Source organism: Pseudomonas sp. RIT778, from assembly GCF_019718735.1.
Lineage (GTDB): Bacteria > Pseudomonadota > Gammaproteobacteria > Pseudomonadales > Pseudomonadaceae > Aquipseudomonas > Aquipseudomonas aphyarum.
In genome coordinates, this window is sequence record NZ_JAIHBA010000031.1 from 47,119 (window position 1) to 61,072 (window position 13,954).

10 protein-coding genes are annotated in these 13,954 nt (G+C 56.1%); 1 reads left to right on the top strand and 9 read right to left on the bottom strand.

Annotated features, from left to right (window positions below):
- Positions 1-31: 31 nt before the first annotated feature.
- Positions 32-322 (bottom strand): hypothetical protein, encoded by a 291-nt coding sequence (locus K5E37_RS21435; protein ID WP_085607634.1) that lies wholly within the window; start codon positions 320-322, stop codon positions 32-34.
- A 184-nt stretch (positions 323-506) separates the two neighbouring features.
- On the opposite strand from K5E37_RS21435, the gene K5E37_RS21440 reads away from it, so the two are divergent.
- Positions 507-1,052 carry an RNA 2'-phosphotransferase gene (locus K5E37_RS21440; protein ID WP_221535083.1) on the top strand — a complete coding sequence of 182 codons (546 nt, stop codon included), beginning with the start codon at positions 507-509 and terminating at the stop codon, positions 1,050-1,052.
- 11 nt (positions 1,053-1,063) lie between these two features.
- Here the strand turns inward: K5E37_RS21440 and K5E37_RS21445 are convergent, their stop codons facing one another.
- The 8 genes from K5E37_RS21445 to K5E37_RS21480 form a co-directional block, all read right to left on the bottom strand.
- Entirely contained in the window at positions 1,064-1,438 is a 375-nt protein-coding gene (locus K5E37_RS21445) for a hypothetical protein (protein WP_074687771.1), read from the bottom strand.
- The gene (locus tag K5E37_RS21450) at positions 1,435-6,129 is read right to left on the bottom strand and encodes an RHS repeat-associated core domain-containing protein (RefSeq protein WP_221535084.1); all 4,695 of its coding nucleotides are present in this window, start codon (positions 6,127-6,129) and stop codon (positions 1,435-1,437) included. The genes K5E37_RS21445 and K5E37_RS21450 overlap by 4 nt, the downstream gene beginning before the upstream one ends.
- Positions 6,130-6,867, bottom strand: coding sequence for a DUF4123 domain-containing protein (locus tag K5E37_RS21455; RefSeq protein WP_085607628.1), 738 nt, complete (start codon positions 6,865-6,867; stop codon positions 6,130-6,132).
- Positions 6,857-8,899, bottom strand: a complete 2,043-nt coding sequence (tssI, locus tag K5E37_RS21460; RefSeq protein ID WP_085607626.1) for a type VI secretion system tip protein TssI/VgrG — start codon at positions 8,897-8,899, stop codon at positions 6,857-6,859. Before tssI ends, K5E37_RS21455 begins: the two co-directional genes overlap by 11 nt.
- Before the next feature lie 130 nt (positions 8,900-9,029).
- Positions 9,030-9,545, bottom strand: coding sequence for an Hcp family type VI secretion system effector (locus tag K5E37_RS21465; protein ID WP_003226246.1), 516 nt, complete (start codon positions 9,543-9,545; stop codon positions 9,030-9,032).
- Positions 9,546-9,859: 314 nt separating this feature from the next.
- Positions 9,860-11,245 carry a VOC family protein gene (locus K5E37_RS21470; RefSeq protein ID WP_085607624.1) on the bottom strand — a complete coding sequence of 462 codons (1,386 nt, stop codon included), beginning with the start codon at positions 11,243-11,245 and terminating at the stop codon, positions 9,860-9,862.
- A gap of 111 nt (positions 11,246-11,356) precedes the next feature.
- Positions 11,357-12,295: an alpha/beta fold hydrolase gene (locus tag K5E37_RS21475; RefSeq protein ID WP_221535085.1), complete on the bottom strand. Its 939-nt coding sequence runs from the start codon at positions 12,293-12,295 to the stop codon at positions 11,357-11,359.
- Between the two features lie 16 nt (positions 12,296-12,311).
- Positions 12,312-13,766: an NAD(P)/FAD-dependent oxidoreductase gene (locus K5E37_RS21480; protein ID WP_085607621.1), complete on the bottom strand. Its 1,455-nt coding sequence runs from the start codon at positions 13,764-13,766 to the stop codon at positions 12,312-12,314.
- Positions 13,767-13,954 lie beyond the last annotated feature (188 nt).

Genomic DNA, 13,954 nt, shown 5'->3' on the forward strand with positions numbered 1-13,954 from the left:
CCGAATTATTGGAATAGCAGAGAAAGGTTGTCTAAGGCTTCCAAAATTGGATTCCTTCCATATGACGCTCAATATCGTCCATGTCATCCTCTCCGAGGGTTGAATCAAATTTTGTAGAGATGATTTTTCTCACCTTCGCAAGTCTTTGAGTCACCTTCTCGTTGTCAATAAAATCGGTAGTCGCTTTTTGATAATCGTTGACAGGCTTGTCGCAATAGTAGCTTCCCATTTTGTGCAGCGAAATCAAGATAAATTCAATTTCCTCTAGAACCTCAAGGGCGTCCTCTCCATTGATTTCTATTGTTTTATTGTTTTCTAACATTGATCTTTCCGAAAGTCAGACGATTATTTTTGTCATGAAAAATTGGCTGGTGAGAAAGGTTGGATTTGTTTTCTTTGGCGGAAAATAAATTTGTAGCCTTTAATTGGTGATTTGTTTTCATGTTTTAATTGTTATATATTTTTGTATGGTTGTTATTCGTGCTCTTTGCTATTAGGAAATTGTTATGACTGGTGAAGTTGATCGTCTAAGTAAAACCATGAGTTTTCTGCTGCGTCATAAACCTGAATCTGTTGGGCTGCATTTAGATTCAGAGGGTTGGGCAAGGCTCGACAGTCTTCTGATAGGGATGCAAAAGTTAGGGGTGGTGGCGGATGATGAGGTTGTGAAGAGGGTAGTGTTGGGAAGCGATAAGCGACGATTTGAGATCTCAGAGGATGGGGTGTATGTTCGTGCTGTACAAGGGCATTCGTCAAAATTGGTAACTCGTGATTACCCTGTCGTTCAGCCTCCTTGTTATTTATATCATGGTACTGCCTATCGCTTTGTTGACTCAATTTTTAAAGAAGGGTTGCAAGCTGGGGCTAGGCATTACGTGCACTTGACTGAAAATAAGGACTTAGCTTTTGACGTTGGTCAGCGGTATGGGTCATCCGTTGTTCTACGCGTGAAAAGTCATGAAATGTTTCTTGATGGGTTCGTTTTTTTTAGGGCAGAGAATAATATTTGGTTGATATCCTCAGTGCCCCCTGAGTATTTAGATAAAATTTAATAGTTATTTTTTCAATTTTCTTCGTTCCATTCTGCATGGGTCTCAATGGCTGTTTTTAGCCAAGTGCAAAAATCAGGATATTCTCCATGAAGCTCCCATCCTTCCGAAGCATAGGCGTGTATTATTAAAACTTTTGGATTTCCAGATAAATCTTCGCCCTCAAAACAAGCAATGTCATCATTCGCGCTGAATTTTGCGAAAGGCACTAGAGTGCGTTTTGGGTAAAGTTTTTTTAGTGTGTTGTGCCAATTGTTTATTTTTCCTTCTTTGTATACTAATAGCCACCAAGGCTCAATGTCTGGTTTAGGCTCCATGGTTGCGAATTCTATAAATTCGCTTGGGAAGTTATAGTTTTCTATTTGTTCAATATCGAGAAAGATCTTCATTTTTTTCCTGTTAGTTTTGGCAAGTCGTCAGAGCCATGTGGGTTTTCATTGCCAAATCTTTTCGGCTTTTGTTTTTGAATTCTAAGTTGCAATGCCTCACCCCACGTGTCGGGCATCACATCGTTTACCTCAAATCGCTCTCTGTTACTTTCTGATAGTGGATCGTTTGGCTTCCACTCTCTCGCCTCAACTTTTATACCTGCCTCTCGTGCAGCTCTAACACGGGTGTTATCCATGCTGGTAAGCTTTCCATCTGGCATGCGGACTACATCAATAGGATCGCCCTGCCATCCATTTTTCTTCATCGAGCTGACAAGATCATCATAGTTGAAGTTTGCACCGGTTCCTCTATCCACTTTGTTATAGGAAACGCTATTTTGGGAGAAGCGTATCTCATTAGGGTCTATGGATTGAACTTTTGGACAAGCGCCAGGTGTGCAGCTCAGACCTAATGGATCGACCCATCCGGTAGGGTTGGGCACATACTGATAGCTGTTCAACCCACCCGCAAGCTTGATCGGGTCAGGGGTCAGAAAACGTCCAGACTCTGGATTGTAGTAGCGATGACGGTTGTAGTGTAGGCCTGTCTCCGCATCGAAGTACTGACCCTGGAAGCGCAACGGGTTATCGATTTTACTGACGTCCAGCGCCGCGAGGTTGCCGTAGGCGCGGTACTTCGCGGACCACATGATCTCGCCACTGTAGTCGGTGAGCTCCTGCGGTGTGCCGAGATGGTCGAGCTGGTAGTAGAACGGCGTTGCCTTGCGCGGGCCTTCGCCGTCGAGCATGGCCAGCGGGCGGAAGCTGCCGGGTTCGTAGATATAAGTGCGATAACGATTGTCATCGCTTTCGGCAATCAGACGTTCGCCTTGCCACAAGAATTCGGTGGTATGGCCATCGACAGTTTTCTCGATGCGACGACCGAAAGCGTCGTACTTGTAGGACGCGGTGCTGCCACCCGGCAGGCTCGCGCCGATCAGTCGATGCTGGGAGTCGTAGCGGTATTCAGTGACGAGTTTCTGGCCAGCGCCACGGCGTTCGCGAATCAGGTTGCCAAAGGCGTCGTAGTCGTAGTGGCGGTCGCCCTGCATCAGCAGACGGTTGCCTTTGACGTTGGCGAGGTTGGCTGTGCCTTCGTTGTTCTGGCCGAGCAGGTTACCGGCCGGATCATGAGCAAAGCTTTCCGGTGTCGAGCCACGAACGCTGATCAAGCGATCAAGCGGGTCGTAGTGGTAGCTGCGGCTACCTTTGCGGCTGTCGTCGATACCGGCGAGGTTGCCGTTTGCGTCGTAGTTGTAGCGGCGCTGGAGCAGGTTTTTGTCGCGTTGGCTGACACTGTGAGCCTGCAAGCGGCCCTGTTCGTCATATTGATACCGGCTGAGCAGCAGGCCCTGCTGGCGCTGCTGTTCGCGACCACCGCTGAACTGGTGAGACGTCAGGCGCGAGCCGTTGAGATCGATGCCGCTGAGCAGGCCGCCGGGTTGATGGCGGTAATCGAGTTTGCTGCCATCGGGCAAGCGACAGTGCTTGAGCTGGCCGACGCTGTCGTACTCATAGCGCAAGGTGCCCCAGCCTTGGTGTTCGGTGACGAGGCGATCTTGCAGGTCGTATTCGTAGGCGAGCGGCCAGTGTCCGTCGTCGACGTTGACCAGGCGGCCGAGGGCGTCGTAGCTGTAGTGAATTTCTTCGCCATCGGGAAGAGTTTTCACCAGAAGCCTGCCTGCGGCATCGCGTTGGTATTCAGTCACCAACTCGCTGCCGTCATCGCCGAATTCGGTTTTCTTCAGCAACTGGCCATTTAGGTCGTATTCGTATGCAGTGCGACGACCGTCGAAGCCGGTTTCTTGCTGGATCAGGCCATTCGGGAAGTAATCGAGGTGGTAATGCTCGCCGCGTTCGTTTTCGATTTCGGTCAGCAGCAGGCGCGAGTTGTCGTAGCGATAGCGCAGCTGGCTGCCGTCAGGATTGATGCGACGGCTGACAAGGTGCAGGTTGTCGGCATATTCGTAACGGGTGACGCGGCCGAGTTCGTCGCGTTCGGCAGTCACGCGCCCATATGGGTTGTAGGTGTAAGCGCGAGTGGCTCCGCCTGGCAGGGTGATTTGCGAGAGACGGTTAGCGGCATCCCACTGATACTGGGTAATCTGGCCGGACTCATCTTGGCGCGTGATTTGCCGGCCGAGTGCGTCGTAGCGATATTTACGCTTACCGCCGTCGGGGAGGCGCTCCTCCAACAATTGGCCAAGGTTGTTCCAGCCCAATTGATGACGGCCACCGTCGGCGTAACTGATTTCCAGCAGTCGTCCCCGGTTGTCGTAGCTGTAGTGGGTCGTGTTGCCATCTGGATCAGTCTGCTGCGTTACATCGCCCTGGTTGTTGCGTTGGTACTTCCAAGTGGCTTTTCCGCGACTGACCTTGCTCACGAATCCACGGCTGTACTCATAGCCGGTGGGTTCGTCTTCTGGTGGAATAACCGCAATCAGTCGCCCGGTTTCGTTGTAATGGAATTCAGTAATTGCACCTAAAGGATCTTGCTCTGCGACCAAACGACCCTTGTCATCATAGGCTTTGAGATTTTCAGCACCGTCAGGGTCAACTTTGGCGACCAGTCGTGCTTTGTCATCGTGGGTGTAGACCTCTTCACTGCCGTCCGCATTGGTGACAGTGACACTACCTTTATCATCCCAAGCGTAGTGCGTGTCCATTTGCGAAAAGTTAGCCCAGTGATGGATGCACCTGGCAGATTTACCTTCCTTCTCCCATTCCCAGTAAAAGATGGCACCACCAGCCAGGCGCCGTTCTAGGATTACGTTCTGAGCGTTGTATGCGTAGTGCTCCGTTTCACCTGCTGCGTTTTTTGCCGCGATCAGTCGATGTTCTGAGTCGTAGCTATAAGCAACTATGGTCTGGATTGTGCTCCATGCATCTTCCAGAGTGTCTGCTGGGATGAATTGCTGATATTCGATGGCTACGATGTGTTTGCGGTCATACCTCAGAAGCAACGCACGACCTGCGCCGTTATCGACTCGCTTGATGCGGCCATGGATATCGCGAGTGATATGCAGCCTGTTGCCATACGCGTCGCTGACAGCAATCAGTGTTGCGCCGGTGCGGTTGTAGCGGAAATGATAAAACTGGGAGCGTTCGCCAGCCTGAGCAAGGATGAGCTCAGAGGGATCATCACCAATAAAAATTGCGGCTTCAGAAAGGCTGTTTGTTATTGCTGGACGTTGCAGGCTCGGCAGCGGGAATGTGATAACTCGATTTTCGTGGTCAGTCCAGACTACTTCATCATTGTTGACGTCAACCCGTTGTGCCAGCGCATGACTCCAGCCATAGCCAAGGCCGCAATCGATTTCTGCTGCGCTAGTGCGATAAAGACGAGTCCAGGAAAAAGGCAAAGTACCATCCAGTTCCCCATCAGTCAGTGTCAGCAGTTCTTCGCCGGTCACCATCGAAACCGGGCAACCATTCGTGCATGTGTTTTTAGCGCAAGTTGCACTTTTTTCGTCAGGCGTCTTGGATTGTGCAGGCGCGTCGTGATGGGCTTTTGGTGCTTCGACGGTTGTCACTCGCTTACCGTCAAAACGCAATTCCGAGATGCCGTTTCTCACCTTTGCCGTCACCCCACGCGCCGCAACGGCGGTGTATTTGGCGACGTATTCCATGAATCCTTTGATGATCTTGAATACCGACTCCACAAAACCAGTGACAGCCTTGATGATGATTTGGCCGTATTTTTTCAGGCGGGCGGCGAGATAGATTACGCCCGTACCTTCGGCAGCAATGGTCAGCACGATACCAATCACGATGTCGATGGCGATGCCGACCACCACCGCAGTTGTCATCTTTGCTGATTCACCTGCCAGTTTCGTTGGTGGTAAACCTGCCAACCAGATCACGGCACTGCGTACCATCAAGAACAATGCAGCTTCGTCGCTGGCCAGTAACATCGCCTTTTTCATGACGTCTGGAGATTGTTTGGCCAGATCAATCAACTTTTGGGTGCCCGCTCCCAAATCTTTGGCAAACTTTCCCGGATCCTGAAGGATGTCGAGCACTAGGCTGATGCCATCCCAGACCCCTTTGATGGCTTCCCAGCCACCCTCAAGAATCCCGCTGCCAACAGCCATAGCCATGCCGGATGCGGACAAATTCGACCATTGCGGTTTGAACCCGGCCCATTCTTTGCGCAGGAAGCCTTCCAGATCAGCCGTGATTCCTTTGTAGGAATTGAACAATGTATCGATCTGGCCAGGCGTCACTTCGTTGTGAACGCGGATTTTGTAAAACTTGCCGGGAATGCCGCCAGTCCAGCTTGCCTTACCTTGGGCGTCGAGCTTGACCTTGCTGATTGCCCCACCTTCCACAGCAATGATTTCAACGTCGATATTGCCCAGTGGAATGTCATAAACCGATTCGAATTTGCTTTCGATCAGCAGGGGGCCTTTCAGCGGGCACCGAGCCACGTTCGACGTGAAGTCGCCGTCGGTCATGCTCACCGATTTGCTGGTACTTCCGACCTTTATGATGCGTTCCATGCCCAACAGTGAAGGCAAGTCTGCAGTTCGGCTGCCTTTGTCAGCAAGTTGTGCATACCAGGTTTTTGTTTGCTCCTGATAAAGCGTCAAGCTGTCTTTGAAGGTGTTGAGTTGTTTGTCAATGAAAGCAATGCGTTCCTTCGCGATCATTTAGCCTTGCTCCAGAATCAGGTGGTTTAACAGTGCTTCTTTAAGGTTGTCCGGAGCATCCGGGCGACGCACGAAACGGGTGATTTTCAGTTTCAGGTTGTTCTCGGGCCACGCGCTGTAGAGGTCCGGGCGTGCTTCTTCGAGCCATTGCATCAAGTTGCCGATCAGGGTCGTGTGATCCTCTTTCGCCAACTGATCCAGCAACTTCTTCGGCACCTCCCACCACGGCCAATCCTTCGCCTTCGGCACCACCCTCGGCCCGACTTCCAGGCTTCGCCCATTAATCAGATACCGCTCAAAAACCGGCAACACTTCCCCCGCCGTCTCACCCAACCCCTCAAGAATCGGATAGATATGCCGCCCATCCCAAAACCGGAAAAACACTTCGGTCCCGTCCGGCATCTTCACTTGGGTCAAACTGCGCAGATGTTCGAAAACTTCGTTGGGGTCCGAGCGGGAGACCGCCAGCCAGCCCCAGTCGAGGGCGTCGGTTTCGGTGATCCAGGGCAGGAAGGCCGAGTTGGCCTTGAGTTCGGCGACGTAAGGCATCACCGGTTGCCAGGTGGAGTAGGGCGTTCCGCCCCAGACGGGAATGGCCTGTACGGACGGTTCGCTCTGATACAGGGCTTTGAGCGCTTCGGCATCGCTGGCGGCGCTGATGACCAGATACAGCCGCTCGTCTTTCTGCAGCGGCTGTTGCCCCAGCCAGTCTTTGGGTGTCAGTCGATTAGATGGCACAGGCACCTGCCTTGCATTTTTCACACTCTTCGCAGAACGGCGCATTACGTTTGAGGGTGTTGATTTGCGCCGGCGTCAGTACGGCGCCAGCCTTGTCGGCATCCGCCTGTTTCAGCACGCCCGGCATCAATGGCGCAGCACCAGTGCCGCTGCCCGGTCCGCCGCCTGAGTTGATGTTGATCGCCGGCCCGCTCATGGTCACGCCGCCGCCATCGATCTTTATGAAGCTGCCACCGCCGACCAGCGTCAGTTCAGCCCCAGCCTCCAGCACCACCTTCATGCCACTGCTCAGGTGAATTTCCTGGCCGGCGTCGATGAATTGCCCGGTGCCGATCTTGATGTGCTGGTTCACGCCCACGGTCAGGTGGTCGTTGGCGCGTGCTTCGACTTTGCGGTCTGCGTAAACGGTGTGGTGTTCTTCGGCCTTGAATTCCGTGTAGCTGTTCTTTTCCACAACGTCGTGGCGTTCGTTGCCTACGCGGATTTTCTGGTCGTGTTCGATGTTCTCGTCCCAGTCGCGCTGGGCGTGGAGGAAGATCTGTTCCTGGCCTTTCTTGTCTTCGATGCGCAGTTCGTTGAAGCCGCCGCCACCCATCGAGCTCAGGGTCTTGAAGGTGGTGCGCGTCTTGTTCGCCGGCAGGGCGTAGGGGACGGTGTTTTCCTTGTGGTACAGGCAGCCGCTGATCAGCGGCTGGTCGGGGTCGCCTTCGAGGAAGGTGACCAGCACTTCCATGCCGATGCGCGGGATGGCGATGCCGCCGTACTGGGCGCCGGCCCAGGCGCTGGAGACGCGCAGCCAGCAACTGGTCTTGTCGTCGGCGAGGCCGTCGCGGTCCCAGTAGAACTGGACTTTCACGCGGCCGTATTCGTCGCAGTGGATTTCTTCACCTTTCGGGCCGGTGACCACGGCGCTCTGGCTGCCGAGGATGCGCGGCTTTGGATGATTGAGGGGCGGGCGGTTCGGCACGTCCCACGGGGTGGCCTGGAAGCGGTTGCGGTAACCCTGATGGAAATCGTCTTTGAGCGCGGTGGTGTCACTGGTGACCGACTCTTCCAGCACTTGCGGCTGCTTGCCTTCGTGATGGACTTCGGTGAGCAGCCACAGGTCATTCCACTTGGCCTTCGGGTGTTCTTTCAGCGCGAGGAAATGGCCGCTGACCAGCAACGGCTGGTCGCTCTTGCCTTCGGCGAGCTGGAAGTCGCTGCGATGACGTTCGAGGGCGCGTTTGGCCAGGTGTTTGCCGCGTTCGCGGTCGACGAAACGGCCCGGGTAATCGTAGTCCTCGAGGTCGGGCAGGGCGTCGCCACGGTTTTCGCTTTCGAGGGTGATCCGCGGTTTTTCGAAGTCGTAATCGCGGCGGGTGGTGCGGCTGGTGCGGGTTTCCAGGCGAAGGTCGAAGCGCTTGATCACCGGGTCGCTGGCGACCATGCCGGAGTCCTGCTGATAGGCCACCGGCGCCAGTTTCTTAAACACCGTCTGGTCATCGCCGAACACCAGTTTGTGCGCCGTCGCGGTGTGCTGGAAGTGGTAGTGAATGCCTTCTTCTTCGCACAGGCGCTGGATGAAATGCAGGTCCGATTCGTCGTACTGCACGCAGTAGATGCGATCGGGGTAGATCGAACCGGTCTGAAACTCATAGGCGTTGCCCTGGATGCCGTGTTCTTCGAGCACCTTGCCGATGATTTTCGGCACGCTGAGGTTCTGGAAGATCCGCTGGTTGATCCGGTGGGCGAGGTACGCGAGTTGCGGGCGCAGGGTCACGGAGTAGCGCGTCAGGCGCTTGCCGGAATCGCCTTGCGCGGCGCGGTAGATCAGGGCGTGGATGCCGCTGCCGTCGGGCGACAGTTGCAGGAAGGCCGGTTTGTGCAGCAGGGTTTCGAGGTCCAGCGACGGCTGCTCACTGACCAGCTCCACCTCGAATACGAAAGGCTGGCTGACGGCTTCCCGACCGGTAAGGGTAAACACCTGGAAATCGGCGGAAAGACCTTCGATGGTCAGGGCAAAGTGGGTTTCATTGGCCGGCGCGAACATCCCTTGTTCCTCGTGCTGCATGCGGCGTGTGTCGACGACCGCCAGGCGGTTCAACGCACGCGAAATTCTGGAGGGGCGTAAACAACATCGACCAGCAGAGCTGGCCGATGCTTGAAACGATCAGCCGTAATTAAACGACTGGAGCACGCCAGTCATCGGAACCCGAAGTACCGGAGACTTCGTGGGTCCAGGTGATTTTGCGGTAGGTGAACTGCACTTCTTCCAGGTGGGTGAAGTGCGAGTTGCCTGGATCCTGGCAGTTGTGCATTTTGTTGTTGATGGCGACGATGATCGCGTCTTCCAGTTTGGTGGTGTAGTAGTGCTCTTGGGTACCTTGAGCCGAAGTGCGGTACCACTGGATAACGATTTCGCTCATGCGCTCGCCGGAGGTCAGAGCAGCTTGCAGCAGTGGCGAAGCCTTGTCGTAGACCTTGGTGATGATCACTGGCTTGTGAACGCGCTGACCGGTTGGCTGACCGGATTGCGGGTCACGCGGGATGATCACGTCGTGGCTGAACGCCTGAACCATGACCTGGTCTTCGTGACCTTCCTGGTAGGTGTTGCCAACGGAGTCGGCGGTGAAGGCGCCGGCAGTGATCAGGCCTTGTTTTTCGCCGGTAACCGACATGTACGCTGGTGTTGCCATGGGAGGTGCTCCTTGCGGATAAAGTTAGGGTGCCCGGGAGGCGAAATCGCCCGGTGGGTGCCTGACTGTTATCAAGGAGCGTGCCAGCTTTTGGCACATACCCGGGAGCTGGGGACTTCGCCGCTCTGCTTCGCGGTTTTGAGCGTTTTTTAAACAGCGACGTGGCTGGAAGTGCGCAAGAAGTTGCGCAGTACTGCGCAACTTCTTGCGCACTTGGCTGGAGGCCTTGAAACACATGGCCTCCAGCGGAATCGGTGAGCGTTTTCAGGGAGCAAGTGCGCAACTTCTTGCGCAGTATGGCCAATCGCCGCTTTTCACGCGGAGCGGGCGATTGAAGCGAGGCATTCCTCGATCGAGCGTTGCTGGGTTTCGGCATACAACCCCAACTCATCAATGGTCGAACGCCCCAACGCCAGCTCGAACGCCTGTCGGTTGGAATGCTCGCCATAGTGCGTCTGCGCTGCGTCTCCCAGGTTCGACTGAAAAATCCCCGCTGCACTCACCGGCAGGAAGTCTTCGTACACCAGCGGTTCGGCTTTCACATAGCCGTCGCGCAACAATGCCTGCAGCGAAACATCAGCGGGATGACCCGCCGCCAGCCCTTTGTCTGTCAGGAAATAACGGAAGTACGCCAGTTCCTGCTCGCGCATGCCCTCGAGGCTGTCAGGGAATTCGCTGAAATGCTGGGTCATCAGCGCGTTGTAGCGTGAGGCATTGGCTTCGTTGGAGAAATCGCCGAGTTCATCGCGCGCCGCGTTCAGCAGGCGGTCGTACAGCGCGCGGCCTTTGGGTGTCAGCGCCGCGCCGCGTTGTTCGATTTCACCGAAGCGTGCGCTGTGGCTGCCTCGGGTTTGCGTCTGGTCGGTGAAGGCGATCGGCTCGTCCAGCGCCTTGAAACTGGTCTGACGCAACAGGATCGGGTGCTGCCGACGCGGTGGGCCTTCGATCACCGCCTTGGGCGTGATGCCGTGCTGCGGCATCTGCGCCTGGACGATGTCGATGTCCAGCGTGCGCGGGGTCAGGTGGTTGATATGCGGACCCTTGAAGGCCACGACATCGGCGATCAAGCGATGCTGAGCGCTGAGGGTCTGGTATTGCGCAGCGGTGACGGTGGCGCTGTGGTGCCAGCGAAAAGTCTCCAGCGCTTGCAGGACAAATTCCCCGGCCTCGGATTCATTCAGGCCGCCAGCGGCTTCTGCCTGTTCGATCAGCCTTAGCGCCGAAGGCGTAAAGATCGAACGCTTATCCAGCACTGATTGAGCAAAGGCTCGCAGCTCGGGGTCTTCAATCAATTCCAGTCGCAGCAACGAAGTGAACACCCGGAACGGGCTGACCTGCAGCGCCTCTTCATGCACCGCGCGAAATGCCGTGGAATGCACCGGCACCCCGGCAGGTGTCAGGTCGTAATAGCCTACCGGTTGCATGCCCATCACCGCGAACAGGCGGGCGAGGGTGGCCAGTTCAGCGGCGGTGCCGACGCGGATTGCGCCGTGGCGCTCCATGTCCAGCCGTTCGATTTCGCCGGTGCTGTGCAGTTGACTGGCGATCTGCGGTTCGCGTGCCAGCACGTCGCGGTTGGTCTGTTCCACCAGTTCCATCAACGCGCCGTACAGCGGCACTTCTTCGCGGTACATGTCGGACATCGCTTTGGAGAAGCGTTGGCGGATCAGGTCGGGGCTGACGAAAGGCTGCACGGTCATGAAAAAAATTCCTGGCACGGTCACGTAAAGGATGTCGGAAAAGATCGCAGCCTTCGCCGACGCGGGCAAACGAAGAATCCTACGAACTTCATTCTGCCAACGACTGACCGTTTACCTGTCCTGACGCGAATTCTCCCCCAGAAATTCCCGATACAGACGTGCCGTATTCGACGGTTGCTCGACCATCGGCATATGGCCGACGCCGTCCCAGACATCGACTCGCAAATTGCTGATGCCTTTGCTCCAGACCGGCACGCTGCTGACGTCGATCAACCGGTCCTTGCGGCCCCAGAGCAACAGCGCCGGGCATTTGATGTCCGGCAGTTTCGGCTCCATCGGCGGGCTGGCGCGAAAATCCCGGAAGATCTCTTCCAGTTCATCGCGACATTGCTCGTATCGCTGGGCGATCGCGTCGAGCACCAGACCGGGTACCCACGGTGGTGAGGCCATGGTCATCGCATAGAAGCGTCGGAATTCTTCCCGGGAGTTGATCAGAAACGGATTGTGCCCGCGGGCCAGGTGGCGCTCCATGTCGCTGGCTTCGGGCGCAGTGACGCCGGCCGGGTCGATCAGCGCCACCGAAGCGATGCGGTCCGGGTAGGTCGCCGCCAGCCACGCGGCGATGTAACCGCCCATGGAGTTGCCGATCACATGGACCTTCTCGACGCCGCAGACGTCGAGCAACTGAATCATGCGCTTGGCCTGCACCGGAATGTAGTAGCCACCGCCGGCCTTGAAGCCGGTCTCGCCGTGGCCGGCCAGGTCCGGGATGATCACCCGATACTGCCCGACAAAATGCCGGGCAAAGCGTAGCCACAAGTTCTTTTCGGCACTGTAGCCGTGCAGCATCAAAATGCTGCTTGACGCTTCATAAGGCCCGCCTTGCCAGGTCGACACGGTCATTTCGGCAATCGGAACTTCAATCTTGTGCAACCGGTACAGCCTGGCCTCCAGGGCCGCGCTCAGATCGTAGAGCCAATGGCCGACCGCCGGGTAACTCAACCAGCTCCAGGCCACGAAAACCGCGAGGGCGACAAACAGCAAAAGCATCGTGGGTCTTCCTTGTTCAAGACAGAATGTGGTCAGCCGGTTTCAGCGTCCGGGTCAACCGGTGGTAGCTGAAACTGAAGCCGGGGAACATCGCGATCACGTGACCGCTCCTGCTTTGATACCAACTGTGGCAGCCGCCGGTTTTCCAGACCGTGCGTTCCATCTCCCGGTGAATCATCTGAGTGTAGGTACGTTCTGCTTCGGGGCGAACTTCGATGCTGCGCAGACCTTTGGCCTGCAAGGTGCGGATGCAGTCGAGGATGTAGTTCATCTGCGATTCGATGATGAACAGCGCCGAGGTGTGGCCGATGCCGGTGTTCGGCCCGGTGACGATAAACAGGTTGGGAAAGTCCGGCAGGCTGGTGCCGAGGTAGGCGCGCGGGTATTGCGCCCAGATGTCGCGCAGTTGTACGGCGTTTTTTCCGCTGACCGGGTAGGAAATCACGCCGTCGGTGGCGTCGTAACCGGTCGACCAGACGATCAGATCGACGTCGATGTGCCGGCCGTCTGTGGTGACGATGCCGGTTTCGTCGAGGCTGGCGATTCCCTGTTCGCGGCTGTGCAGCGTGACGTTGGGCAGGGTCAGCGCCGGGTAATAGGTGCTGGAGAGCAGCACCCGTTTGCAGCCGATGGTGAAGTCCGGTGTCAGTTTTTTCCGCAACTCAGGGTCAGTCACCTGGCGTTTGAGAAACTTCAGGGCCTGGCTCTGCACCATGTGAATCGCCGGTTTCGAGTATTTGAAGGCGATGACCCGGGTTTCGAATTGCCAGTAGATCATCCAGCGCAGCAGTTTGTAGGCGGGTTTCAGACCCAGCAGCCAGCGCTGGAACCGACCGAACGTACGGTCGGCCCGGGGCAGCACCCAGTGCGCGGTGCGCTGAAACACGTGCAATCGGGCGACCTTCGGTGCAATCGCCGGAATCACCTGGGCCGCACTGGCACCGCTGCCGACAATCGCCACCCGTTTACTGTGATAGTCGTAGCTGTGGTCCCAATTGTTTGTATGAAAGGTCTTGCCCTGAAAGCGATCCTGGCCGGGGAAGTGTGGGATAACCGGTTGGCTCAGTGGCCCGGTGGCATTGATCAGGAACTGCGCATAAAAAATACCTTTGGTGCCGGTGTGTACGGCCCAGCGTTTTTCGGTGTCGTCCCATTCGACGCGTTCGACGTTGGCCTGCAGTTCCACCCGATCACGCAGGCCGAAGCGTTCGACCACATGGTCGGTGTAGCGGTGCAGTTCAGCCTGTTCGGCGAACATCTGGGTCCAGCGGTAAGGCGCAAAGGACAGGGAATACAGCGGCGACGGTACATCCACCGCTGCACCGGGGTAGGTGTTCTGGCACCAGGTGCCGCCGAAAAAGTCCCGGCGTTCCAGCAAGCGAAAGTCGTCGATACCGGCCTTGAGCAGATTGACCGCCGCGCACTGGCCGCCAAAACCGCTGCCGATGATCAACACTTGGTAGGTTTGCATGGGCCTCCTTCTTAGAGTCTTTTTTCCATTTTCCTACTTTCATGTATAGCCAAACATTTGCCTGCCGTATGGCGGTAATGACGGGGTATTCGGCCCGCTGGCCGGTGATGGCTATTTAACGTCGCCCTGATAGACTCTCAGCACATCCGGTCTGCGGCCTGCGCAGTGCCGTTGAGTGGTCGAGGCCC